Genomic DNA, 24,691 nt, shown 5'->3' on the forward strand with positions numbered 1-24,691 from the left:
GAAATGGCAAGATGTCACAGATTCAGCCCGGCCTGCTATGGGTGGTCGCCACGCCGATTGGCCATCGCGACGATTTTTCCGTGCGCGCCATTGAAACCCTGCGCTCGGTCGCGGTCATTGCCGCGGAAGACACGCGGCACAGTCGCCCGCTGCTTACGCACTACAACATCGGCACGCCGCTGGTGGCCTTGCATGAGCACAATGAACGCGACGTGGTCGATGCGATCGTGCGGCGCTTGCAGGGCGGTGAATCGGTCGCCTTGATCTCTGATGCGGGTACGCCCTTGATCAGCGATCCCGGCTTCCGGCTGGTGCGAGCGGCGCGTGCGGCCGGCATCCGTTGTGCGCCGGTGCCCGGCCCGTGCGCAGCCATCGCAGGACTTTCCGTGGCAGGTCTGCCTAGCGACCGCTTTGTATTCGAGGGTTTCCTCCCGCCCAAGTCCGCGGCGCGACGCGCCCGTTTGCAGGAACTTGCGGGCGATGCGCGCACGCTCATCTTCTATGAGTCGTCGCATCGAGTGGCGGAGAGCCTCGCCGATATGCGCGAGATCTTTGGCGAAGAGCGCGAAGGCGTGCTGGCGCGCGAATTGACCAAGCTGTTTGAGACGGTGCTCGGCGAATCGCTGGGCGAGCTGGCGACGCGGGTGGCGAACGACCCGAATCAGCAGCGCGGCGAGCATGTGATTCTGGTGGCCGGTCGCGGCGAGGAAACCGATGCGCGCGAAGCGGAGGGGCGGCGTGTTTTCGCCCTGTTGCGCGAGGAGTTGCCGCCCGCCAAGGCGGCCAAGCTGGCGGCGGCCATTACCGGTGCGCCGCGCAAGCTGTTGTACGAGGGTTAGGGGCGATCGGCTTTTTGTAGGAGTGCACCCAGTGCGCGACCATCCGGCAAGACTGCCGGTTTGCACAGCGCCAGCTGCCCGAAGGGCGAGGGCCAGGGATGGCCCGAGTGAAAAGCCAACGGAGCGGTTATGCGCGTGATCGCGCACAGGATGCGCTCCTACAGGAAGGCTGCGGGGCGCTCACTTCTCAGGCGTTTTGAGCCGCATATTGCACTACAATGCCCCGCGGAGTCGGCCGGACAGTCGCGTCGCGCGCAAGCGCATCGAGGAAAGTCCGGGCTCCATAGGGCAAGGTGCCAGGTAACGCCTGGGCAGCGCGAGCTGACGGCCAGTGCAACAGAGAGCAGACCGCCGAACGGCATCTTCGGATGTGCGTGGTAAGGGTGAAAGGGTGCGGTAAGAGCGCACCGCGTGCGGGGCTAACGCCGCATGGCACGGTAAACCCCACCTGGAGCAAGACCGAATAGGGGAACGATAACGCGGCCCGCGTTGTTCCCGGGTAGGTTGCTGGAGCCAGACGGCGACGTCTGGCCGAGAGGAATGACTGTCGCGTCGCAAGACGTACAGAACCCGGCTTACAGGCCGACTCCGCCTCTATTCACTGCCGGCCGTCATCGCCATGTCGATCCTGACGTGGCGATGACGTCGGCGTCGTGGGCATGAACAGGTGATTCATGCCGGGCCCTTCAGAGGGTCCTGAGGCAACTGGAAACGCAGGCTCGCGTTTCGAAAAAATCCTACCCATTCAAGCACCTTTGGGTGTTTCCTCAGAAAGGGCTGGAATTACTGCCAGATCATCGCCTTTCTCATTGATTCACAAGCGAAATTCCCTTGACAGTCTCAGGGGGCGAGACTATCGTGGGTTCCTGTGTGAAATCGTGGGAATTAGTGGAGTCTATTGGCCGTGTTCCAGGGCGAAACCGCCATCACTGTTGACGACAAGGGCCGGCTGGCCATTCCGACCGCGTATCGCGAGTTGGTGGCCGACGCCTGCGCCAATCGTCTGGTGATCACCTACAACCCCTTCGAGTCGGGCTGCCTGTGGCTGTTCCCGTATGCGGAGTGGGAGCAGGTGCGCGACCAGGTGAACTCCCTGCCCAAGGTCAAGGCCGCTCATCGCGACATGCAGATGAAGCTGGTGGGCGCCGCGAGCGTGGTCGAACCGGATGGCGCGGCACGCATCCTGCTGCCGACCAGCCAGCGCGCGACCACGGGGATCGAGAAGAAAGCGGTTCTGCTGGGCATGGGCAACAAGTTCGAGCTGTGGAGCGAACAGGCCCACCTGGCCAAGATCCGCCAGACCATCGGCGAAGACGAGATCACCAACGAGATGGCGGAGCTGCGCCTGTAACCGGCAACGGTGGCGGCGCGGCTGAGTTAATGGGACGGGAGCGGGAGTGCAACGGCATGGCCGAGCGGTTAGTGCACATCCCGGTGATGCTGGGTGAAGCAGTGGAGGGACTCGCCGTGCGGGAAGGCGGGCGTTATCTCGATGGCACCTTCGGACGGGGCGGGCACGCCCGGGCCGTGCTGTCGCGTCTGGGTCCGGACGGGCGCCTCTTGCTGATGGATCGCGACCCCCAGGCCATCGCCACCGCGCAGGCCGAGTTCGCCGCCGATCCGCGCGTGTCGATCCGTCATGCCAATTTCTCCAGCATGGCCGAGTGGGACGAAACCGGCGGCGGCCTGGACGGCATCCTGCTTGATCTGGGCGTGTCCTCGCCGCAGCTGGACGAAGCCGCACGCGGCTTCAGTTTCATGGCCGATGCCCCGTTGGACATGCGCATGGACACCACCCAGGGCGAAAGCGCCGCGGATTTTCTGGCGCATGCCAGCGATCGCGAGATCGCCGACGTGCTGTGGGTGTTTGGAGAAGAGCGCTTTAGTCGCAAGATTGCGCGTGCCATCGTCGAAGACCGTGCCGAAACCCCGATCACCCGCACGGGTCAGCTGGCCGCGCTCATCGAGCGCGTCGTGGGCCGCCGCGAACCGGGCAAGCATCCGGCCACGCGTAGCTTCCAGGCGCTGCGGATTTACGTGAACGGCGAGCTGGACGCGTTGGCGAAGGGCCTCGAGGCGGCGTTGTCGCTGCTCAAGGTGGGCGGCCGCCTGTCGGTGATCAGCTTCCATTCGCTGGAGGATCGCGCGGTCAAGCTGTTCATTCGCGACCACTCCGGTCGCGTGCAAGGCAGCCGCCGTGGTCCGCCGGTGGCGGCGGCACCCGCCCGCCTGGCTGCGGTAGGCAAGGCGCAGTTTCCTTCCGATGCCGAACTAGCCGTCAATCCGCGCTCCCGTTCGGCGGTGCTGCGCGTGGCGGAGAAACTGGAATGAAGGTCCTCGGCGGCATCTTCATGTTGATCCTCATCGCGGCGGTGCTATCCAGCGCCATTGCCGTGGTGTGGACGCGCCATGAGAGCCGCGTGCTGTTTGTCGAGCTGACCCGCCTGCAGGACCAGCGCGACGACCTCAATATCGAATACGGCAAGCTGGAGCTCGAGCAGGCCACTTGGGCCGAGCCGCGCCGCGTCGATGACGAGTCACGGCAGAAGCTCGGCATGGTCAATCCCAAGCCGCAAGACATCCAGCTGGTGCGTCGATGAAGCCGCACCATCGCACGACGGCCCATCCCACCCGCCGCCGTAACGCGGCTCCGAGCACGCGCCGCCGCATGGTGGTGGTCGTGGTGGTGCTTGGCCTGGCATCCCTGGGCCTGGTGGCTCGCGCCTTCGACCTGCAGGTGGTGCGCAAGGAGTTCTATCAGAACCAGGGCGATGCGCGCTTCCTGCGCGAGGTGCCGATCGCCGTTTCGCGCGGCACTATCTTCGATCGAAATGGCGAGCCGCTCGCCGTGTCGACGCCGGTGGTGTCGATCTGGGCCAATCCGGCCGAAGTGCTGGATAACGAAGATCGGCTGCCGAAATTGGCGGCTGCCATCGGCATGGATACGGGCGCACTGAAGGAATACCTCGCCCAGCGTTCCGAGCGCGAGTTCGTCTATCTCAAGCGCCAGATGTCCCCGGATGCCGCGCAAGTGGTGCTGGACCTGGGCGTGCCGGGCGTGAATGGCCAGCGCGAGTTCCGTCGCTTTTACCCTTCGGGTCCGGTGACTGCGCACGTGCTCGGTTTCACCAACATCGACGATCACGGCCAGGAAGGCCTGGAACTGGCCTTCGACGACTGGCTGGCCGGCAAGAAGGGCGCCAAGCGCGTCATTCGCGATCGCATGGGTCACGTGGTGGAGGATGTCGAGCTGGTGCGTGCGCCGCAGCCTGGTCGTGACATCACCCTCAGCATCGATCGACGCATCCAGTTCCTCGCTTATAACGAGCTGAAGAACACCATCGAGCAGTCGGATGCCGACTCCGGTTCGATGGTGATCATCGACGTGCTCAACGGCGAAGTGCTGGCCATGGTGAACTGGCCCACCTATAACCCGAACGCGCTGCGCGGCAGCAATCCGTCCAGTCGTCGCAACCGCGCGATGACCGACGTGGTGGAGCCGGGCTCCACCATCAAGCCGTTCGTGATGGCGGCAGCACTGTCCAGCGGCAAGTACACGCCCACGGGCCCGCTGGTGGACACCGGCAACGGCCATTTCTTCTATATCTCGCATGACATCCGCGACACCCATGCCAACGGCATGCTGTCGCCCACCGGCATCCTCGCCAAGTCCAGCAACATCGGCGCGGCCAAGGTGGCGATGACGCTGGATACCGGCCTGTTGTACGAGACCTACCGTGCATTCGGCTTCGGCAACAGCACCAACAGCGGCTTTCCGGGCGAGGCCTCCGGCTATCTCAAGCCGGGCAAGAGCTGGGGCATGCTGGAAAAGGCCATTCTGGCCTACGGCTACGGTCTCAACGTGACCCCGCTGCAGCTGGCGAACGGCTACGCCACCATCGCCGACAACGGCGTGATGCATCTGCCCACCTTCGTGAAGGGCTCGGACAACGACGCCAAGCAGATCATCGATCCGAAGATCGCCACCGAACTGGTGCAGATGATGGTGTCGGTGACGCAGCCGGGCGGCACGGCAGCGCCGTACACCTGGATCGCCAACTACGGCGTGGCCGGCAAGACCGGCACCGCGCACAAGGCCAGTGCAGGTGGCTATTCGAAGAACAACTACAGCGCGGCCTTCGCTGGCATCGTGCCTGCCTCCAGTCCCCGCATGGCGGCGGTGGTGGTGATCGACAACCCCAAGAAGGGCAGCTATTACGGCGCGCTGGTGTCGGGCCCTGTCTTCGCCAAGGTCATGGATGGCGCCCTGCGTCTGATGGACGTACCCCCGGACAACATCGGTCGCTGGTACGTCGGCGGGCCGTTACAGGGACAGAACGGCTTGACCGGAAGCAAGCCGCCGGTGGTGGAAACGGTGGATGACGCACCCATCGAGGGAGCCACGCCATGAGCGCGCGCCTCGACCAACTGCTCAAGGGCATCGCCGACACCCCGGGTGTCGGCGATATCGTCGTTTCTGGCCTCACGCTGGATTCGCGCCAGGTACGCCCTGGTGATGCGTTCTTTGCTCTACGCGGCACGCGCGGACATGGCATCACGTTCGCGCAGGGTGCTGTCGCGCGCGGTGCGCGCGTGGTGCTGGCTGAAGCGCCGGCCGATGAGACGCAAGCCATAGATGTGCCCGTGCTGTGGGTAGACGGCCTGCACGGCAAGGTGGGCGAGATCGCTTCGCGCTTCTTCGGGCGTCCTTCCGAGTCGCTGCGCGTCATGGGCGTGACCGGCACCAACGGCAAGACCTCCACCGTGCAATTGCTGGCCCAGGCGCTGGAACACCTGGGCCACCGTGCGGCCACCATCGGCACCTTGGGTGCTGGTTTGCATGGCCGCATCAGCGAAGGCGAGCGCACCACGCCTGATGCGATCAGCGTGCAGGGGCTACTGGCTTCGTTTCGCGAAGAGGGCGCCACCCACGTGGCGATGGAAGTGTCCTCGCACGCGCTGGAGCAGGGCCGCGTGGCTGCAGTCGCGTTCGAGATGGCCGCCTTCACCAACCTCACACGCGACCATCTCGACTACCACGGCAGCATGGAGGCCTATGGCGAAGCCAAGGCCAAGCTGTTCGCGTGGCCGTCGCTGCAGGCTGCCGCCATCAACATCGATGATGCCTTTGGCCGTAAGCTTGCCGACCGCCTGCCAGCGCATGTACGCGCACTGCGTCTGAGTGCGGAAGGCGATGCGGCTGCGGACATTCGCGCCGTCCATGTCACCACGTCAGCTGAAGGCCTTTCCTTCGAGCTGCAGACGCCATGGGGAACCCATGCCGTCCGCAGCAGCCTGCTTGGCCGATTCAACGTCGCCAATCTGTTGGCGGTGGTCGCGTGCCTGGGTGCGCTGGGTGCATCGTTCGAGCCTATCGTCACGGCCATCGAGACCTTGCAGCCGATCAACGGTCGCATGAACCGCCTCGGCGGCATGCAGGCTCTCCCGCTGGTCGTCGTCGATTACGCCCATACGCCTGACGCGCTGGAGCAGGCGCTCACCGCGCTGCGAGCGCATTGCGAAGGTCGCCTGATCTGCGTCTTCGGTTGCGGTGGCGAGCGCGACGCCGGCAAGCGGCCGGAGATGGGCGCGATTGCGGAGCGTCTGGCCGACCAGATCATCATTACCGACGACAACCCGCGAGGCGAAGACGGCAACGTCATCGTGGCGCAGATCGTTGCCGGGCTCCGTCAGCCGGCTACGGCAACGGTCGAGCGCGATCGCGCGGTGGCCATCGATCGCGCCCTTGCTCTTGCCGTCGCCGGCGACGTGGTGCTGATCGCCGGCAAGGGGCATGAGACCTATCAGGAAGGCGCTGCCGGCAAGCGACCGTTCGACGATCTTGCCGTGGCCCGCCACCTATTGGAGGCACGCGCATGATGCGCTTGAGCGCCATCGCCCTGTGGACCCGCGGCCGCTTGAACAGCGCCGATATGGACGTGACTGGCGTCGCCATCGATACGCGCAAACTGAAGCCGGGTGACCTGTTCGTGGCGATCAAGGGCGAGCGGGTCGACGGTCACGACTTCGTCGACGAGGCCATGGCGCGTGGTGCCGTGGCGGCGCTGGTCACCCGCAAGGTGGATTCGGACTTGCCACAAGTCCTGGTGGACGACACCGAACTGGCGCTGGGTGACCTGGCGAGCGCGGTGCGCGCGCAGAGCAACGTGCGCGTCATCGGCATCACCGGTTCCAACGGCAAGACCACGGTGAAGACGCTCACGGCGTCGATCCTGTCGCGTCACGGCCGCATCCACGTCAATGCCGGCAATTACAACAACGAACTGGGTTTGCCGCTTACCCTGCTGTCCATGCCGCAGGACACCCAGTTCGCCGTGCTCGAAATGGGTGCGGGCAAGCCGGGCGATATTGCCTACCTCGCTGCCATCGCACGGCCCGATATCGGCCTCGTCAACACCATTGCGCCCGCGCATCTTGAGCGGATGGGTAGCCTGGAAGGCGTCGCCGAGACTAAGGGCGCCCTGTACCAGGCCCTGCCGGTCGACGGCGTGGCGATCATCAATGCGGACGATGCGTTCGCCAGCTTTTTCGCGGGGCTGGCAGGCACTCGCCGCCAGTTGCGATTCGGGCTGGAGCACAAGGCGGATGTCGGCGCAGACATCCTTGAGCAACGTGTGGACAGTTCACGCTTTGTGCTCAGCACGCCGCTTGGCGATGCCGAAGTGATGCTGCCGCTGGCCGGTCGTCACAACATTGCCAACGCACTCGCCGCCGCGTCGATTGCGCTCGCGCTCGAGGTGCCGCTGCACGCCATCGTCGCCGGTCTCGAACAGGTGCCGGGTGTCGCCGGGCGGCTGCAACTCGAACACATGCCCGGCAACTGGACCTTGATCGATGACAGCTACAACGCGAATCCCGGCTCGGTCGGTGCCGCCATCGACACGCTTGCACTGGCGGACGGCAAACGCTGGCTGGTGCTGGGCGATATGGCCGAACTCGGCGAGAACGCAGCGGCACTGCATGCCGGTATCGGCGAGCGCGCGCGCAAGCACGGCATCGACCGGCTGTTCGCCGTCGGTCCCTTGAGCGCTGCGGCAGTCAAGGCGTTCGGCGACGGTGGCGAGCACTTCGCGGACAAGGCGGCGCTGGCCGCCGCACTGAAGCAACAGGTTCACGGCGGCGTCACCTGCCTGGTCAAGGGCTCGCGCTCGGCCGGGATGGATCAGGTGGTCGCCGCGCTTCGCAACGACAAGGGAAAAGGGGAGGGCGCATCCGATGCTGCTTGAACTCGCAGACTGGATGGCACGGCACTTCACGGCCCTGCACCTGTTTCAGTACATCACGTTCCGCACGATCATGGCCGCGCTCACCGCGCTGTCGATGTCGCTGCTGTTTGGCCCGTTCCTGATCCGCAAGCTGGCCGAACTCAAGGCCGGCCAGGTGGTGCGCAAGGATGGCCCGCAGACACATCTGTCCAAGGCCGGCACGCCGACCATGGGTGGCGTGATGATCCTGCTGGCGGTGAGCATTTCCACCTTGTTGTGGACCGACCTGCACAATCGCTACGTGTGGCTGGTGCTGGCGGTACTGCTCAGCTTCGGCGTGATCGGTTTCTACGACGACTACAAGAAGCTGGTGCTGAAGGACAGTCGCGGGCTGGCGTCGCGCTGGAAGTATTTCTGGCAGTCCGTGTTCGGCCTCGCCGCTGCGGTGTTCCTTTATCACACGGCACCGCAGGCGACCGGCGTGCTGCCGGTGGCGGAGACGGCGTTGTACGTGCCGCTGTTCAAACAGGTGGCACTGCCGCTGGGCGTGATGTTCGTGGTCGTTGCCTATTTCATGATCGTGGGCTTTTCCAACGCGGTGAATCTCACCGATGGCCTGGATGGCCTCGCCATCATGCCGACGGTACTGGTTTCGGGCGCGCTCGGCATCTTTGCCTACCTGGCCGGCAACAAGGTGTTCTCCGAGTACCTCGGTATACCTTCGATTCCCGGTGCGGGCGAACTCGCGATCGTCTGTGGCGCACTGTCCGGCGCTGGCCTGGGTTTCCTGTGGTTCAACACCTATCCGGCCCAGGTCTTCATGGGTGACGTGGGCGCACTCGCGATCGGCGCGGCACTCGCCGCCATCGCGGTGATCGTGCGCCAGGAGATCGTGTTGCTGATCATGGGCGGCGTGTTCGTGATGGAAACCGCCTCGGTGATGATCCAGGTGGCGAGCTTCAAGATGACCGGCAAGCGGGTATTCCGCATGGCGCCGATCCATCACCACTTCGAGCTGAAAGGCTGGCCCGAGCCGCGCGTCATCGTGCGCTTCTGGATCATCAGCGTCGTGCTGGTGCTCATCGGTCTCGCCACGTTGAAGGTGCGCTGACCATGCTCTTCGACACCACCCAGGCCAAACGACGACAGGGACCCCGCGGCAGCTTCGATATGCCGCTGGTGATCGCGCTCGTCGGTCTGGCCTGCATTGGCGTGGTGATGGTGACCTCCAGCTCGATCGCGGTGGCCGATAGCCAGCACATCGGTGCCTTCTATTTCTTGAAGAAGCACCTGTTGTTCCTGGGTCTGGGCATGGTCTTTGCCGTGATGGCCATGCGCACTGAGCTGAAGCTGTTGGAAAAAAATGCCTATCTGTTGCTGGGCGCTGCCGTCGTCCTGCTCTTGCTGGTCTTCGTGCCCGGCATCGGTGCACGCATCAACGGCGCACGTCGATGGCTGCATCTCGTCGTCACCACCTTCCAGCCGGTGGAAGCGGTCAAGTTGATCCTGGTGGTGTATACGGCCAGCTATCTTGTGCGTCATCGCGAAAGCGTCGAGACCTCGTTCTGGGGCTTGTTCAAGCCGATCGTGGTCGCGGGGATGTTCGTGGTGCTGCTGTTGCTGCAGCCGGACTTTGGTTCGGCGACGCTGATGATCGCGGTGACCATCGGCATGATCTGGCTCGGTGGCGCCAAGCCGGTGTATCTCGGCGGCATGGGCCTGCCGGTGGTGGCGTTGCTGTGGTTCGTGGCGAAGTTCGAGCCCTACCGCATGCGCCGCCTGACTTCGTTCATCGATCCGTGGGCAGACCCGTTCAACGACGGCTTCCAGCTTACCCAGTCGCTGATGGCGATTGGCCGTGGCGAATGGACCGGCGTGGGCCTGGGTTCGAGCGTGCTCAAGCTGTCTTATCTGCCCGAAGCGCATACCGACTTCATCTTCGCGGTGATCTCCGAGGAGCTAGGCCTCGCCGGCATCCTGCTGGTGATGGGTCTGTTCGCGCTGGCGGTGGGCCGAGGTCTTTACATGGGCCTCAAGGGCATGGAAATGGGCCAGCGCTTCTCCGGCTACGTCGCCTTCGGCATCTCGTTGATGCTGGGTGCGCAGACCATGGTGTCGATTGGCGTGAATCTCGGTGCGTTGCCGACCAAGGGTCTGACCTTGCCGCTGATCAGCTACGGCGGCTCGTCCATCGTGCTGACCTGCGCCATGGCCGGCGTACTGCTGCGGACCACCTACGAGATCAATCGCGCCATCGACGCGCGCCAGATGGCGGCGCGTTTGCCTGCCAACGCCGTCCCCGACGCGAACACCGCCGTGGCCACCACGCCCGCGCGCGAAGCGGTGACCGCATGAGCGCGCAAGCTCCCGTGCTGATCATGGCCGGCGGCACCGGCGGACATATTTTCCCCGGCCTGGCCGTGGCCGAGGCGCTACAGGCACAGGGCGTGCCGGTGGTGTGGCTGGGTGCGGAAGGCGGCATGGAAACGAAAGTCGTGCCGGTCCACGGCATCGAGCTGATCACCGTGCCGGTGGGCGGACTGCGCGGGAAGGGCATCAAGACCCGGCTGCTGGCGCCGCTGATGCTCGCGCGTGCGCTGCTGGCATCGCTTAGCGTGCTGCGCCGGGTCAAGCCGCGCAGCGTGTTGTCGATGGGAGGCTATGTCGCCGGTCCGGGCGGCGTTGCCGCGCGGCTTACCCGTCGTCCACTGCTGGTGCATGAGCAGAATCGCGTGGCCGGTTTCACCAATCGCAAGCTCGCAGGATTTGCGCAGCGCGTGCTGGCCGGCTTCAGCGATGCCTTGCCTGGCGCCGAGTGGGTGGGCAACCCGGTGCGCGGCGCGATCGCGGGATTGCCGGCGCCGCGTGAGCGGATGGCTGCTCGTCGTAGCCGTCCACGCCTGCTGGTATTGGGTGGCAGCCTGGGCGCGCGCGCATTGAATCTGGCGCTGCCGCAGGCGCTATCCCTGTTGGCGCCGGGGCAACGGCCCGAGGTGCTGCACCAATGCGGCAACCGTGGTATCGACGAAGCGCGGGCCGCCTATGCCAAGGCCGGCGTGGACGCGCAAATCGTGCCGTTCATTGAAGACATGGCCGGTACCTATGCCTGGGCCGATCTTGCCGTATGCCGGGCGGGCGCACTGACACTGGCTGAGCTGACGGCAGCAGGGCTTGGCGCGGTGCTGGTGCCTTTCCCTTATGCGGTGGACGACCACCAAACCCGCAACGCCGAGGCGCTGGTCGCCGCGGGTGCGGCCGAATTGATGCAGGAGCGAGATCTGGACGTACAGCAATTGGCGCAACGCCTCGAGGCGTTGCTGGGAAATCGTGATCAGCTGGTGGCGATGGCCGAGGCGGCGCGCACGCTCGCGAAGCCCGATGCCGCAGCCGTGATCGCCCGTGCCTGCATGGAGGTGCGCGCATGACGCCGCGTCGCCTGCTCGCCCACGAAGACCTGATGACCACCTTCCGCCGCGTGCATTTCATCGGCATCGGTGGTGTCGGCATGAGCGGCATCGCTGAAGTGCTGCACAACCTCGGCTATGCCGTGTCCGGCTCGGATCGAGCCAACTCGCCGACGGCGCAGCGACTGGCGCAGCTGGGCATCGTGGTGCACGTTGGCCATGCCGCTGAAAACATCGGTGACTCCGATGTCGTGGTCACTTCGAGCGCGATCAACGCCGACAACCCCGAGCTGATCGCCGCGCGCGCGGCGCGTATTCCGGTGGTGCCGCGCGCCGAGATGCTGGGCGAGTTGATGCGCTTCCGCCGCGGCATCGCCATTGCCGGCACGCATGGCAAGACCACCACCACCAGCCTGGCGGCAAGCGTGCTGGCCGAGGCGAATTACGATCCGACCTTCGTGATCGGCGGCCAGCTCAACGCCGCTGGCGCCAACGCGCGGCTGGGCACCGGTCAGTACATCGTGGCCGAGGCGGACGAGTCCGATGGCTCGTTCCTGATGCTGTCGCCGGTGATCGCCGCCGTCACCAATATCGACGCGGATCACCTGGAGAACTACAACGGCGACTTCGCGCTGGTGAAGAAAGCCTTCAGCGATTTCCTGCATCGCCTGCCGTTCTACGGCCTGGCTGTGCTGTGCGTCGACGATCCGGAAGTGGCCGAGCTGGCCAAGTCCACGACCCGCCGCGTCCTGAGCTACGGCATCGACACGCCGGATGCTGACGTGCGCGCCAGCAATCTGTCGCAGCACGGTTTCGAAATGCATTTCGACCTGTGGCTGCCGGGTCGCAATGAAGCGCTGCATATCAAGCTCAATCTACCGGGCCGCCACAACGTGCTCAACGCGTTGGCTGCCGCCACCATTGGCTGGCAGCTGGGCGTGGAAGCCAAGGCGATCGCCCATGCGCTGGAGCACTTCCAGGGCGTGGGGCGTCGCTTCCATCGCCGTGGCGAAATCGCGCTCGACCATGGCAAGGTCTTACTCGTCGACGACTATGGCCATCATCCGCGCGAGCTTGCCGCCGTGTTCGAGGCGGCGCGCGGGGGCTGGCCGGATCGGCGCCTGGTGGTTGGCTTTCAACCGCATCGCTATAGCCGCACGCGCGATCTGCTGGACGACTTCGCCAACGTGCTGGCCGAGGCCGACGTACTGGTGCTGACCGATGTCTATCCCGCCGGCGAAGCGCCGATTGCCGGTGCGGACGGCCGTGCGTTGGCGCGCGCCGTGCGTGCGCGCGGCAAGGTCGACCCGGTGCTGATCGACCATCCGCGCGAACTGAAGACCACGCTGCCCGCGCTGCTGCGCGACGGCGATCTGTTGCTGCTGCTCGGCGCTGGCGATATCGGTGCGGCAGCCGTGGAGCTGGCGCAGGCCGGTCAATTGAAGACGAGCAAACCATGAGCAAGACGATTACCGATCCCGCACAGTTTGGCCGCGTCGCCGTGGTGATGGGCGGCAGTTCGGCCGAGCGCGAAGTGTCGCTCGACTCGGGCCGCAATGTGCTCGCCGCGCTGCAGGCGCGTGGCGTTGATGCGCACGCCATCGACGGTATTCCGGCCCTGCTCGATGCCGTGCGCGCAGGCCACTTCGCGCGCGTGTTCAACATCCTGCACGGCGGTGGCGGCGAGAACGGTGAATTGCAGGGCGCGCTGCAGTCGCTGCGCGTCCCGTTCACCGGCTCGGGCGTGCTCGGCTCGGCGCTGTCGCTCGACAAGATCCGCGCCAAGCTGGTTTGGCAGGCGCTGGGTTTGCCGACGCCGCGCTTCAAGGCGCTGCCGCGCGGCGCCGACGTGCATGCCGCGGCGCGCGAGATCGGCTTCCCGCTGATCGTAAAGCCCGCCTGGGAAGGTTCCAGCGTCGGCGTGACGCGCGTATTCGACGAGAAGGATCTCGACGCCGCGGTGGAACTTGCGCACAAGTACCCCGGCGATCTGCTGATGGAAACCTTGATCGAGGGCGGCGAATACACCGTCGGCATTCTCGATCGCCAGGTGCTGGCCACCATCAATATCGTGCCCAAGGGCGAGTACTACGACTACAACGCCAAGTACATCGCCGAGGACACCCAGTACATCTGTCCGGGCCTGCAAGGCGATGGCGAGCGCGAGATGCAGGCGTTGTCGCTGCAGGCATTCGACGCACTGGCCTGTTCGGGCTGGGGCCGCGTCGACGTGATGCGCGACAAGCAGGGCCGCAACTGGCTGCTGGAAGTGAATACCGCGCCGGGCATGACCTCGCATTCGCTGGTGCCCAAGGCCGCCGCCGTGGCCGGCATCGACTATCAGACCTTGTGCTGGCGCGTGCTGGAAACGAGCTTCCGGGAGGGCGTGTGAGGGGAACCATCCGCCTCGTTGCCTGGTGTCTGGCCATTGCGCTCGTGGCGCTGCCGATCGTCGGCGTGCTGCGCGGATGGTTTGCGGCCAATCGTTGGCCGGTGACCCAGTTGACGGTGCAGGCCGAGTTCAAGCACGTGACCCAGGACGAGTTGCGTCAGGCCGTCATGCCGCGCCTTGGCAAGGGTTTCTTCGCACTTGACCTGGATGGCGTGCAGAAGGCGGTGGCGGCGTTGCCGTGGGTGGAGTCGGTGGAGGCGCGCAAACGCTGGCCCGACACCTTGATCCTGCGTATCTACGAGCGCCAGCCGTTTGCACGCTGGAACGAGAAGCAGCTGATCAGCCGTCAGGGCCTGGTGTTCGACGTGCCCGACGTGACCGCTAACACCGACCTGCCGGATCTACGTGGTCCCGACGCGCGTCTGGCCGAAGTGGTGAGCTTCTATGCGGAAACGCAGAAGGCGTTCACCAATACGCATTTGAAAATCACCGGCGTCGCGCTCACCGAGCGTGGCAGCTGGAGCCTCACCACGAGTAACGGCGCGCAGATCGTCCTGGGCGATCGCGACCAGGCCGGTCGCCGCCTGCGCCGTTTCCTCGATGTCTATCCGCAGCTGATGGCGGGCCATACTGATGGTTTCGCCTATGCCGATCTTCGTTACACCAATGGATTTGCAGTTCGATGGCCGCCGCAGGCGAACGCCGTGAACGCTGGAGGCACGCCCCGCACATGAAGACCAAGAACGACAAACAGCTGGTGGTCGGCCTCGATATCGGCACCTCCAAGGTGGTCGCCATCGTCGGCGAGTACGAGCCGGGCGAGCCGATCGAAGTGATCGGCATCGGCACGCACGTCTCGCGCGGCATGAAGCGCGGTTCGGTGGTCGATATCGAATCCACCGTGCATTCGATCCAGCGCGCGGTCGAAGAGGCCGAATTGATGGCCGGCTGCGATATCCGCTCGGTGTTCGCCTCGATTTCCGGCAGCCACCTGGAGACCAAGAACTCGCACGGCACCGCTGCCATTCGCGACCGCGAAGTCACCCCGGGCGATCTGGACCAGGTGCTGGAGGCCGCCAGTGCCGTGGCCATCCCGGCGGACCGCAAGGTGCTTTACAAGGAATCGCAGGAGTACCGCATCGACGGCCAGGATGGCATCCGCTCGCCGGTCGGCATGAGTGGCGTGCGCCTCGAAGCCAGTGTGCATCTGGTCACCGGCGCCGCCGCCGCGGTGCAGAACATCAGCAAGTGCATCCAGCGTTGCGGCCTGACCGTGGACGAGCTGGTGCCTTCGGCCGTGGCGAGTTCGAAGTCGGTGCTGACCGACGACGAGCGCGAGCTGGGCGTCTGCCTGGTCGATATCGGCGCCGGCACCACCGACATCGCCATCTATACGCAGGGCGCCATCCGCTACACCAAGTCACTGCCGGTGGGCGGCGACCAAGTCACCAACGACATCGCCTATGGCGTGCATACGCCGACCGCGCATGCCGAGGAAATCAAGATCAAGTACGCCTGCGCGCTGGCTCAGCTGGCGCATGCGGAAGAAACCATCCAGGTGCCGAGCGTGGGCGATCGGCCGCCGCGTCGACTGGCCCGCCAGTCGCTGGCGCAGTCGGTGCAGGCGCGCTACGAAGAAATCTTCGAGATGGTGCAGGACGAGCTGCGTCGCTCCGGCTACGACAGTCTGGTGGCGGCCGGCGTGGTGCTGACCGGCGGTGCGTCTCGTATGGAGGGTGCGCTGGAGCTGGCCGAGGAGATCTTCCACAAGATGGTGCGCGTCGGTGTGCCGCAGCACGTCAGTGGCCTGGGCGAGGTCATCGCCAACCCGCTGCATTCGACCGGCGTCGGCTTGCTGCTGCATGGCGCGCGCTCCGGTGGCATGCGCGTAAGCGGCCCGGCAGGGGGCAGCGTGGGCGGGTTGATCGACAAGTTGCGCGGCTGGGTTACCAAGAATTTCTGATTTCGACGGGGCATGAGGCCTAGTCATGGACGAATGGATGTTCGTCCGCCACCTCGGGGTGACAGGAAGGTCAACGCCCGCGGTTACAACGACAACGAAGCTCTACGGAGGACGGGAAATGTTTGAACTGATCGAAAAACTCGCACCAAATGCAGTGATCAAGGTCATCGGCGTGGGCGGCGGCGGCGGGAATGCCGTGGCTCACATGCTCAATGCAAACATCGACGGCGTCGAATTCGTCGTCGCCAACACCGACTCGCAGGCGATGAAGAGCTGTGGCTCGCGTACGCACCTGCAGCTCGGCGCCAATGTAACCAAGGGTCTGGGTGCCGGCGCGAATCCGGAAGTCGGCCGTCAGGCCGCGCTGGAAGACCGAGAGCGCATCGAGGAAATGCTCGAAGGCGCCGACATGGTTTTCATCACCTGCGGCATGGGTGGCGGTACCGGCACCGGCGCAGCCCCGGTGGTGGCCCAGCTGGCTAAGGAAAAGGGCATCCTCACCGTGGCGGTGGTCACCAAGCCGTTCCCGTTCGAGGGCCGTCGCCGCATGCAGGTGGCGCTCAAGGGGATCGAGGACCTGTCCCAGCACGTCGACTCGCTGATCACCGTACCGAACGAGAAGCTGCTGTCCGTCCTCGGCCGCGAAGTCACCTTGCTGAATGCGTTCAAGGCTGCCAATGACGTGCTGCAGGGCGCCGTGCAGGGCATCGCGGACCTGATTACCGCGCCGGGCCTGATCAACGTCGACTTCGCCGACGTGCGCACCGTGATGTCCGAAATGGGCATGGCGATGATGGGTTCGGGCACGGCCCGTGGCGATGATCGCGCCCAGGCGGCGGCCGAAGCGGCCATCAACAACCCGTTGCTGGAAGACGTCAACCTGAACGGCGCATGCGGCATCCTGGTCAATGTCACGGCCGGTCCGAACCTGACCATGCGCGAATTCGACGAAATCGGCCGCATCATCCACGATTTCGCCAGCGAAGACGCCACCGTGGTCATGGGCACCTCACTCGATCCTGAAATGCAGGACGATGTCCGCGTCACCGTGGTGGCCACCGGCCTCAACCGAGCCGCAGCCCGCCAGCCGATCCGTCCGGTGGCAACCCAGCAGGTCGAAATGCGCCAGCGTCCGCGTCCGGTGGTACTGCGTACCGGTACCGGCAACGAAGTGGTGGATTACGCCCAGCCGGACTCGGTCACGACCAGTCGCGCCGACACCTCGGCGTCCGGCAAGAGCGCCGACCCGAGCTTCGACTACCTCGATATCCCGGCTTTCCTGCGCCGCCAGGCGGACTGAGACGCTGACAGGACAAATAATTTGAAGAAAAATTGAACAAATCGCCGATTTCACTTGTCACTTACAAATCGCGCGTCAGACCGTCTTGGCGGATCTGGCCTGCGAGGGCCTTCCCGTTAAGAAAGCGGGTGGCTTGGCTGACGCTGCTCGGCGATCGTTCTTGAGTAGGTAGGGCTTCATAGACCGTGCCTCAGGGATGACGCATGACCGGCCTGGGTGAATCCGGGCGGGTCCAGCGTCCCGCAACCGGAATCCCGTCCCGGTCGCGGGGCGCTGCGTCTATACCAAGTTATTGAAGATGTTAGGAAATTCCCCGATCTTTTCGCTTATGGATATCTTTCGTAAATGAAAGGAACATGAAAGGGATGTCAGGGTTTGTGGCGTGGATTGGCTTTTCACAGGTTAAGACTGTGTTAGCATCGCTCCCCTAATTTGGCTGCTGCCCCTTACAGGTACCAAAAAATGATCAAGCAGCGTACGCTCAAGAACATTATTCGTGCCACCGGCGTCGGTCTGCATACCGGCGACAAGGTGTACATGACGCTACGCCCGGCCGCTCCGAACACGGGTATCGTGTTTCGTCGTACGGATCTCAATCCCCCGGTTGAACTGCCAGCGCGCCCCGACAAAGTGGGCGATACGCGCCTCTCCACCACGCTGGTGAACGGCGACGTGCGTGTTTCCACCGTGGAGCATCTGCTCTCGGCGATGGCCGGCCTGGGTATCGACAACGCCTATGTCGATCTTTCCGCGCCTGAAGTGCCGATCATGGATGGCAGCGCGGGTCCGTTCGTGTTCCTGCTGCAGTCCGCCGGCATCGAAGAGCAGAACGTGGCCAAGCGCTTCATTCGTATCAAGAAGCCGATCAAGGTGCAGGAAGGCGACAAGTGGGCCACCTTTGAGCCGTTCGAAGGGTTCAAGGTGGGTTTTTCGATCGAATTCAACCACCCGATCATCAGCAAGCGCACGTCCAAGGCGGAGATTGATTTCTCCACTACCTCCTTTGTGAAGGAAGTGAGCCGCGCGCGTACGTTCGGTTTCATGCGTGACATCGAAATGCTGCGCGAACACAACCTCGCGCTGGGCGGTTCGATGGACAACGCGGTCGTGCTCGACGATTACCGCGTGCTCAATGAAGACGGCCTTCGCTACGAAGACGAGTTCGTCAAGCACAAGATCCTCGACGCCATCGGCGACCTGTACCTGCTCGGCCACAGCCTGATTGGCGCCTACTACGCGCACAAGTCGGGCCACGAGCTCAACAACAAGCTGCTGCGCACGCTGATGGCCGATGCCACGGCGTGGGAAGAGGTCAGCTTCGCGGACGATCCGGCCACCTCGCCGATCTCCTACGCGCACCCCGCCCAGGCGATCTAAGCCGCCCGCTTTTCGTCCAAGCTGAACAACCTGAACGGCCGCGTCCCTGGGACGCGGCCGTTCGTTTTGTGATATACCCTTCGCCTTCCATATGCTGCTGTTCACGTTCTGATGACATTCCAGTCGGTCAGGTCCGTGGGGGCGTGTTATAAACCCTGCAGCGTCGGTCCCCGGATCGGCGTCAGGGAAGTACGGAAATGCTGTAGGGCGGAACGCGGCACACGCTGTGCGATCAAGCGGTTCCGTCAGATCGGGAATCAGAAACTTCGGCGATGGACGCCAACTCGAGGAACAGTTCCCGTAATTCCGGGTCTGTGGTTGAGGCTGCTGCGGCTCTCAGGTGAGAGGCAGCGGCGGGCGAAAGCGGTTTGGACCGATCCGGCACGATTTCTGTCGGTGGTTGGGGGGCCACTTTCACGGTGACTGAACTGGCGTACGTGCCTATGGCGCGTGCGGTCGAGAGGATTTGCGTCTGGAGAAGGCGCAGCCTGGCGGCCAGAGCCGGGGTAGGAGCCAGAAAAACGAGACGGCCGTCGTGCAGGTTGGCAAAACGAACCTGCTCGCGGAGTGGTGACGGTAACGTCTGGCGCAGTGCGCGATCCAACGCATCCAACTCACGGGCTTTGCGGGCCAGTGAGGCAACGGGGCCGAACTCGATGACGGGTTTGAGGCCAGAGCCGGTGCGACGGGATGGGGTTGGGACGTCGCGCTGCATGGATGCCGACATCTTCAAAGTAGTAGAGACATGCAAATCATACTTGTGTCACGCACCAAAAAGGTGCCGAAAACCTGGAATCTTGCCGACAAGCGGCTACGTTTTCGCCTGCTTGGGCTTGCAGCAGCAGCCGTGCTCGGTTGCGCTGGTCTGGGCGGTGCCGTGGCCATGGCCGTCGCTAGTCCTCACGACCGCGCCTTGGCCGAGATTCGCCAGCTGCGCCAGCAGGTGCAGCAGCAGAATCTCCAGCTGACTGGCGTGCGCAAGGATGCCCAGCGAGATATCGACGCACTGGCGGTGAAACTGGGCCAGCTGCAAGCCCAGTCCACCCGGCTCAACGCGCTCGGTGAGCGCCTGACCCAGGTCGGCAAGCTCGACGATGGCGAGTTCAACTTCGACGAGCAGCCCGCCGTGGGTGGTGTGGAAGACACGGCGGACAGCGCTTACGCCCTGCCGCAGACCTTGAATACCAGCATCGATCAGTTGGCCAATCAGTTCGACAGTCAGCAGGCACAGCTGTCTGCCCTGCAAAGTCTGCTGCTGGACGCCAAGATCGAGTCCAATCTAAAGCCGACCGGCATGCCGGTTGAGGGCTATATCTCATCCTATTTCGGTGGCCGCCCTGATCCGTTCAGCGGGCATGCGGCCTATCACACGGGTCTCGACATCTCCGCGCCCAAGGGCACCCCGGTGCATGCCGTGGCCGAGGGCATGGTGACCTTCGCTGGCGAGCGCACCGGCTACGGTGACGTGATCGAGATCGATCACGGCAATGGCTACATGACCCGCTATGCCCACAACAGCAAACTGGAGGCCAGTCCCGGCCAGCGCGTGCACGTGGGCGACGTGATCTCCGAGGCGGGTTCCACCGGCCGTTCCACCGGCTCGCACGTGCATTTCGAGGTCTGGTACAAGGGGCGCGTGGTCAATCCGCTGGCCTTCGTGAAAAACCATCGCTGAGTGGTGTGCCGGGCGGCGCTTCGCCGCCCTTGAAAGCCCTCGTGTGCGCCGCCACTCCTTGACGGGGACGATGAACGGGGAGTTCGGCGCAGCCGATGGCCACGCCAGGCGGGTTGTACCAAGGGTCCTTCAACAAAGCGGCCATGCGTTTGGGATACCCAGCCGACCCTAGTATCATCATTCCTTTCGTCCTGCCCGGACTTGCCGGGCGGGCGGCTTATGAATCCTGATCCGGAAGATCGATGTTCAATCGTGCCCTGACGAGCCTCTTTGGTAGCCGCAATGAACGCGTGCTGCGCCAGCTCTCCAAGAATGTATCCCGCATCAATGCGCTGGAACCCGAGTTCGAGAAGCTGGGCGACGACGGCCTGCGCGCCAAGACCGAGGAGTTCAAGCAGCGTATTGCCGCTGGCGAAGCGCTGGACAAGCTGCTGCCCGAGGCGTTTGCCGTCGTGCGCGAGGGCGCCAAGCGCGTGCTCGGCATGCGCCACTACGACGTGCAGCTGATCGGCGGCATGGTGCTGCATTCGGGCCGTATCGCCGAAATGCGCACGGGCGAGGGCAAGACCCTCGTCGCCACCTTGCCGGTGTACCTCAATGCCCTGGAAGGCAAGGGCGTCCACGTGGTGACGGTCAACGACTACCTGGCTCGCCGCGACTCGGCGCAGATGGGCAAGCTGTACAGCTTCCTTGGCCTTTCCACGGGCGTGGTATGGCCGGGCATGGACCACGCCGACAAGCACCAAGCTTATAGCTCCGACATTACGTACGGCACCAACAACGAATTCGGTTTCGACTACCTGCGCGACAACATGGCGTTGAGCAAGGACCAGCGCTACCAGCGCGGCTTGCACTACGCGATCGTCGACGAGGTCGACTCGATCCTGATCGATGAAGCGCGCACGCCGCTGATCATTTCCGGCCCGGCCGAGGATTCGCCGCAGCTCTACATCGCGGTGAACAAGATCGTCCCCAAGATGATCCGCCAGGAGAAGGAAGACACCGACGGCGATTATTTCGTCGATGAGAAACAGAAGGCCGTGCACCTGTCCGAAGAGGGCATGTCGCACGCGGATGAATTGTTGCGCGATGCGGGCGTGATCGATCCCGATAGCGGCCTGTACGACTCCAAGAACCTTGCCGTCGTGCATCACCTCAACGCGGCGCTGCGCGCCAATGCCATCTATCACCGCGACGTGGATTACATCGTGCGTGATGGCGAAGTGGTGATCGTCGACGAGTTCACTGGCCGCACCTTGCCGGGCCGCCGCTGGTCGGACGGTCTGCACCAGGCCGTGGAAGCGAAGGAAGGCGTGCCGATCCAGCGCGAGAACCAGACGCTGGCCACGGTGACGTTCCAGAATCTGTTCCGCATGTACAAGAAGCTGTCCGGCATGACCGGTACGGCCGATACGGAAGCCTACGAATTCCAGCAGATCTACGGTCTGGAAGTGGTGGTCATCCCCACCCACAAGCCGATGATCCGCCAGGACAACGCCGACATGGTCTTCCTTGGCCAGGAGGTCAAGTACAAGGCGGTGATCGAGGACATCAAGGATTGCCACAAGCGCGGTCAGCCCGTGCTGGTAGGTACCACCTCGATCGAAGTGTCCGAGCTGCTGTCCGAGCTGCTGCGCCAGGCCAAGATTACGCACGAAGTGCTCAATGCCAAGCAGCACGAGCGCGAGGCGCATATCGTGGCGCAGGCCGGTGCGCCCGGTTCGGTCACCATCGCCACCAACATGGCTGGTCGCGGTACCGACATCGTGCTGGGCGGTAGCCTGGAAGCGGCGCTTGCGGCGTTGCCCGAGGATGCCAGCCAGGCGCAGCGCGACCAGGTCAAGGTCGACTGGAAGAAGCGTCACGAACAGGTGCTGGCTGCCGGTGGTTTGCACATCGTAGGCACCGAGCGCCACGAGTCGCGTCGTATCGACAACCAGCTGCGCGGTCGATCGGGTCGCCAGGGCGATCCGGGCTCGTCGCGTTTCTATCTGTCGCTGCAGGACAACCTGCTGCGCATCTTTGCTGGCGACTGGGTCGGCCGCTGGATGCGCATGTTCGGCATGAAGGAAGACGATGCGTTGGAAGACCGCATGGTCAGCCGTCAGATCGAAAAGGCGCAGCGCAAGGTCGAGCAGCACAACTTCGACATCCGCAAACACTTGCTCGAGTTCGATGACGTCGCCAATGACCAGCGCAAGGTGATTTATCGCCAGCGCGATGAGTTGCTGGAAGTCGACGATGTCTCCGAGACCATTGCCGACATCCGCGATGACGTGGCGATCGAGATGGTTCGTCGCCATGTTCCGGCCGACAGCATCGACGAGCAGTGGGATATCGCCGGTCTCGATCGCGAGTTGGAGAGCGAGTTCGGGCTTTCGGCGGATCTGAAGCACTGGATCGACCAGCAGCAGGAGGTCGACGACAAGATGATCCTCGAGCACGTGCGCGAGGCGGTCGAGCAGCTGTTCAAGAACAAGGAACTGCAGATCGGCCCCGAAACGATGCGCCAGCTCGAAAAGCACATCATGCTCAGCGTGGTCGACAACGCCTGGAAGGAGCACCTGGCGAGCATGGACTATCTGCGCCAGGGCATTTATCTGCGCGGCTATGCGCAGAAGCAGCCCAAGCAGGAGTTCAAGCGCGAATCGTTCGAACTGTTCTCGAGCATGCTCGATCGCATCAAGACGGAAGTCGTGCAGATGCTGGCGCGCGTGCGCGTGCGGAGCGAAGAAGAAGTCGCCGCGATGGAAGCCGAGCAGCAGCGCATGGCCGAGCGCCTGCAGCGCCACATGCTGGCTAGCGGCGGCGGTGCGCCGGTGGGTGCATTGGGCGCCGATCCCGAGTCGCTGGCAGCCAGCAGCATGGTGGCGCAGCCGGCGGCAGCCGGACTGCACGACGGTCCCAAGATCGGCCGCAACGATCCCTGTCCGTGTGGGTCGGGCAAAAAATACAAGCATTGCCACGGCCAACTGAGCTGAGCAACAAAGAAACCCCGCCTCGGCGGGGTTTCTTTTTGGAGACATCACTGGGCGGAGATCGGGCGCTGGCAAGCGGCGCCCGAGGAACATCTCAGTCGCCACCGCCGGGTGGCCGCTTGCGGTACGGCTCGGCGTCCACGGCGATATAGCGCGGCTCTTCTTCGTCCAGGCGCAGTGCGGTGAGCTGGCCACCCCAGACGCAACCGGTATCGATCGCATAGACGCCCAGGCCGGCGAACCGGCCCAGTGCCGACCAGTGGCCGCACACGAAGCGCGTTTCGCGCCGGCGCATGCCCGGCACCTCGAACCAGGGATACATGCCCGGCTTCTGCGTGCCGGGGATACCCTTGCTTTCGAAATCGATGCGTCCTTGCACATCGCAGTAGCGCATGCGAGTCAACGTGTTGATCGACGCGCGCATCCGTTCGATGCCCTGCAGTCGGCTATTCCACGCGGCCGGACGATTGCCGAACAGGTTCTTGAGGAGTCGCGGATGGCGCGGACTGCCGAGTTCGCGTTCGATCTCCTGCGCGGATCGTTGCGCCTGGCGTAGCGTCCACAATGGTGCCAGCCCCGCGTGCACCATGGTCCAGTTGAGCTGTTCATCATGGTGCAGCAGTTTTTGCGAGCGCAGCCACTCCAGCAGTACCGGTGCGTCGTCGGCGAACAGGACTTCGCGCAGCTCCGGGTTCACCTTGGACTGCGCCTCGGGGCGCCGCTGGGCGATCGCCAACAGGCTCAGGTCGTGATTGCCCAGGGTGACTACCGACTGCTCGCGCAAGCTGTGGATCAGGCGGAGGGTTTCCAGCGACTGTCCGCCGCGATTGACCAGATCGCCGCAGAACCACAGGCGGTCACTCGCAGGGTCGAAACGGAGCTTGTCGAGTAGGCGTTGAAGTTCGGGATGGCAGCCCTGCACGTCCCCAATGGCGTACGTAGCCATCAGTGCAGCGTTCGCGGAATCGACAGGGTGAACGGCGGAATTGGCGTTTCGAAACGCGTACCGTCGTCAGCCAGCATTTCATAGCTGCCCTGCATCACCCCGACCGCCGTTTCCAGCACGGCGCCCGAGGTGTATTCGTATTCGTCGCCGGGTCGAATCCACGGCTGCTCGCCGACGACGCCTTCCCCGCTGACTTCTTCGACCTTGCCATTGGCGTCGGTAATGACCCAGTGGCGCGTCAGCAGGCGTGCGGGGACATCGCCTGCGTTGTGAAGGGTGATCGTGTAGGCGAAGACGTAGCGGTTGTCGCCGGGACGGGATTGATCGGGGACAAAGCGGGGTTCGACCTGCACGTCGATCGTGTAGGAAGATCTTTCGTTCATGCCGAGATTGTACGGGTTGTCGCCGCGCATGGGGAAAGCTTGCGTGAAAACGGCTGAATCACCGCCCTCTGCGGGGCTTTGGTAGCTCGCCCTGACTCGATGCCTCTGCGAAGACCGTAGGCTTGTGGCCGGTTGTTGCATGGCCGACGAGTTGCTGCATCCACGGGGCTATGTCGACAGCCTGCTCAGGCGCTCGAAACGGGCCCGC

21 protein-coding genes and 1 other RNA gene are annotated in these 24,691 nt (G+C 64.1%); 19 read left to right on the forward strand and 3 right to left on the reverse strand.

Annotated features, from left to right (window positions below; translation table 11 throughout):
• The first annotated feature begins 11 nt into the window (after positions 1-11).
• The 17 genes from rsmI (at position 12) to lpxC (ending at position 18,501) form a co-directional block, all read left to right on the forward strand.
• Entirely contained in the window at positions 12-839 is an 828-nt protein-coding gene (gene rsmI / locus OUZ30_RS03320; RefSeq protein WP_266180754.1) for a 16S rRNA (cytidine(1402)-2'-O)-methyltransferase, read from the forward strand.
• A gap of 227 nt (positions 840-1,066) precedes the next feature.
• Positions 1,067-1,433, forward strand: an RNA gene (gene rnpB, locus OUZ30_RS03325) — RNase P RNA component class A.
• Between the two features lie 310 nt (positions 1,434-1,743).
• On the forward strand, positions 1,744-2,190 hold the full coding sequence (gene mraZ, locus OUZ30_RS03330) for a division/cell wall cluster transcriptional repressor MraZ (RefSeq protein ID WP_266180755.1): 447 nt from the start codon (positions 1,744-1,746) through the stop codon (positions 2,188-2,190).
• 56 nt (positions 2,191-2,246) lie between these two features.
• Entirely contained in the window at positions 2,247-3,170 is a 924-nt protein-coding gene (rsmH, locus tag OUZ30_RS03335) for a 16S rRNA (cytosine(1402)-N(4))-methyltransferase RsmH (protein WP_266180756.1), read from the forward strand.
• Positions 3,167-3,439 carry a cell division protein FtsL gene (gene ftsL, locus OUZ30_RS03340; protein ID WP_266147919.1) on the forward strand — a complete coding sequence of 91 codons (273 nt, stop codon included), beginning with the start codon at positions 3,167-3,169 and terminating at the stop codon, positions 3,437-3,439. Before rsmH ends, ftsL begins: the two co-directional genes overlap by 4 nt.
• Complete coding sequence (locus OUZ30_RS03345) at positions 3,436-5,250, forward strand: peptidoglycan D,D-transpeptidase FtsI family protein (protein WP_266180757.1); 1,815 nt, start codon at positions 3,436-3,438, stop codon at positions 5,248-5,250. Before ftsL ends, OUZ30_RS03345 begins: the two co-directional genes overlap by 4 nt.
• Positions 5,247-6,719 (forward strand): UDP-N-acetylmuramoyl-L-alanyl-D-glutamate--2,6-diaminopimelate ligase, encoded by a 1,473-nt coding sequence (locus tag OUZ30_RS03350; protein ID WP_266180758.1) that lies wholly within the window; start codon positions 5,247-5,249, stop codon positions 6,717-6,719. Before OUZ30_RS03345 ends, OUZ30_RS03350 begins: the two co-directional genes overlap by 4 nt.
• Positions 6,716-8,086, forward strand: coding sequence for a UDP-N-acetylmuramoyl-tripeptide--D-alanyl-D-alanine ligase (locus OUZ30_RS03355; protein ID WP_266180759.1), 1,371 nt, complete (start codon positions 6,716-6,718; stop codon positions 8,084-8,086). Before OUZ30_RS03350 ends, OUZ30_RS03355 begins: the two co-directional genes overlap by 4 nt.
• Positions 8,076-9,176: a phospho-N-acetylmuramoyl-pentapeptide-transferase gene (mraY, locus tag OUZ30_RS03360; protein ID WP_266180760.1), complete on the forward strand. Its 1,101-nt coding sequence runs from the start codon at positions 8,076-8,078 to the stop codon at positions 9,174-9,176. The genes OUZ30_RS03355 and mraY overlap by 11 nt, the downstream gene beginning before the upstream one ends.
• A 2-nt stretch (positions 9,177-9,178) precedes the next feature.
• On the forward strand, positions 9,179-10,420 hold the full coding sequence (gene ftsW, locus OUZ30_RS03365) for a putative lipid II flippase FtsW (protein ID WP_266180761.1): 1,242 nt from the start codon (positions 9,179-9,181) through the stop codon (positions 10,418-10,420).
• Positions 10,417-11,490 carry an undecaprenyldiphospho-muramoylpentapeptide beta-N-acetylglucosaminyltransferase gene (murG, locus tag OUZ30_RS03370; protein WP_266180762.1) on the forward strand — a complete coding sequence of 358 codons (1,074 nt, stop codon included), beginning with the start codon at positions 10,417-10,419 and terminating at the stop codon, positions 11,488-11,490. Before ftsW ends, murG begins: the two co-directional genes overlap by 4 nt.
• On the forward strand, positions 11,487-12,929 hold the full coding sequence (murC, locus tag OUZ30_RS03375; protein ID WP_266180763.1) for a UDP-N-acetylmuramate--L-alanine ligase: 1,443 nt from the start codon (positions 11,487-11,489) through the stop codon (positions 12,927-12,929). Before murG ends, murC begins: the two co-directional genes overlap by 4 nt.
• On the forward strand, positions 12,926-13,861 hold the full coding sequence (locus OUZ30_RS03380) for a D-alanine--D-alanine ligase (RefSeq protein ID WP_266180764.1): 936 nt from the start codon (positions 12,926-12,928) through the stop codon (positions 13,859-13,861). The genes murC and OUZ30_RS03380 overlap by 4 nt, the downstream gene beginning before the upstream one ends.
• A complete protein-coding gene (locus OUZ30_RS03385; RefSeq protein ID WP_266180765.1) occupies positions 13,858-14,595 on the forward strand; it encodes a cell division protein FtsQ/DivIB in 738 nt (245 codons plus the stop codon). The genes OUZ30_RS03380 and OUZ30_RS03385 overlap by 4 nt, the downstream gene beginning before the upstream one ends.
• Positions 14,592-15,824 (forward strand): cell division protein FtsA, encoded by a 1,233-nt coding sequence (ftsA, locus tag OUZ30_RS03390; RefSeq protein WP_266180767.1) that lies wholly within the window; start codon positions 14,592-14,594, stop codon positions 15,822-15,824. Before OUZ30_RS03385 ends, ftsA begins: the two co-directional genes overlap by 4 nt.
• Positions 15,825-15,942: 118 nt before the next feature.
• The gene (gene ftsZ / locus OUZ30_RS03395; RefSeq protein WP_266180768.1) at positions 15,943-17,124 is read left to right on the forward strand and encodes a cell division protein FtsZ; all 1,182 of its coding nucleotides are present in this window, start codon (positions 15,943-15,945) and stop codon (positions 17,122-17,124) included.
• 462 nt (positions 17,125-17,586) lie between these two features.
• On the forward strand, positions 17,587-18,501 hold the full coding sequence (gene lpxC, locus OUZ30_RS03400) for a UDP-3-O-acyl-N-acetylglucosamine deacetylase (RefSeq protein ID WP_266180769.1): 915 nt from the start codon (positions 17,587-17,589) through the stop codon (positions 18,499-18,501).
• 232 nt (positions 18,502-18,733) lie between these two features.
• Here the strand turns inward: lpxC and OUZ30_RS03405 are convergent, their stop codons facing one another.
• Positions 18,734-19,216 carry a DciA family protein gene (locus OUZ30_RS03405; protein WP_266180771.1) on the reverse strand — a complete coding sequence of 161 codons (483 nt, stop codon included), beginning with the start codon at positions 19,214-19,216 and terminating at the stop codon, positions 18,734-18,736.
• A gap of 30 nt (positions 19,217-19,246) precedes the next feature.
• Here OUZ30_RS03405 and OUZ30_RS03410 point away from each other — a divergent pair, with 30 nt between their 5' ends.
• Complete coding sequence (locus OUZ30_RS03410) at positions 19,247-20,176, forward strand: M23 family metallopeptidase (protein ID WP_266180772.1); 930 nt, start codon at positions 19,247-19,249, stop codon at positions 20,174-20,176.
• Positions 20,177-20,418: 242 nt separating this feature from the next.
• A complete protein-coding gene (secA, locus tag OUZ30_RS03415; protein ID WP_266180773.1) occupies positions 20,419-23,157 on the forward strand; it encodes a preprotein translocase subunit SecA in 2,739 nt (912 codons plus the stop codon).
• Positions 23,158-23,248: 91 nt separating this feature from the next.
• On the opposite strand, the gene OUZ30_RS03420 is transcribed toward secA, so the two are convergent.
• On the reverse strand, positions 23,249-24,100 hold the full coding sequence (locus OUZ30_RS03420; protein WP_266180774.1) for a symmetrical bis(5'-nucleosyl)-tetraphosphatase: 852 nt from the start codon (positions 24,098-24,100) through the stop codon (positions 23,249-23,251).
• On the reverse strand, positions 24,100-24,483 hold the full coding sequence (apaG, locus tag OUZ30_RS03425; RefSeq protein ID WP_266183086.1) for a Co2+/Mg2+ efflux protein ApaG: 384 nt from the start codon (positions 24,481-24,483) through the stop codon (positions 24,100-24,102). Before apaG ends, OUZ30_RS03420 begins: the two co-directional genes overlap by 1 nt.
• Positions 24,484-24,691: the final 208 nt, after the last annotated feature.

The organism is Dyella humicola, from assembly GCF_026283945.1.
Classification (GTDB): domain Bacteria; phylum Pseudomonadota; class Gammaproteobacteria; order Xanthomonadales; family Rhodanobacteraceae; genus Dyella; species Dyella humicola.